Origin of the sequence: Actinocorallia libanotica (assembly GCF_039525175.1) — a bacterium.
Lineage (GTDB): Bacteria > Actinomycetota > Actinomycetes > Streptosporangiales > Streptosporangiaceae > Actinocorallia > Actinocorallia libanotica.
Map to the genome: position 1 here is coordinate 1 of NZ_BAAAHH010000130.1, position 528 is coordinate 528.

1 protein-coding gene is annotated in these 528 nt (G+C 61.7%); it reads right to left on the reverse strand.

From position 1 onward, the window contains the following. Positions 1 to 528 (reverse strand): ABC transporter transmembrane domain-containing protein (locus ABD140_RS40010; protein ID WP_344248313.1); only part of this gene is annotated, 528 nt, incomplete at both ends.

Here is a 528-nt window from a genome sequence, read left to right on the forward strand (position 1 = left end):
CTTGAACAGACGGGCGAGCTGGGTGGTGAACAGCTTCGACTGCAAATCGTGCAGGCCGAAAATGCGGATCACCCGCTGCATGAGCAGCGTTTCCTTCACCACATGGGCAACCTTGGCGTCCTCCGCCCCGCGTTCGTAATTGTAGCGCACCGCGCGTTTGCTGAAGCCTCGCGGCAGCCAGAAGGCGATCATCAGCGACACCAGCGTGGCGATGGCGAGCTGGGTGTCGAGCGTGAACGCCACCGCCACCGAGCCGATCAGCATCAACCCCTTGGAGAACAGGCCGGGCACCGCCCAGATGACCCCCTTCTCCACCACGGTGAGGTCATTGGAGAAATCCGCGATGATGGCGTCGGTGTCGGAACTGGCGAGTTCGCGCGCGTCCATCCGGTTGATCTTGGAGAACATGCGCGCGCGCAGATCATTGAGGATGCGCGGCCCGAGCTTGGCGACGGAATAGTCCAGAATGACGCCGAAGAAGGAGGCGGCGAGGAAACCCCAGATGAGATACCCGATATAGGTGCGGAT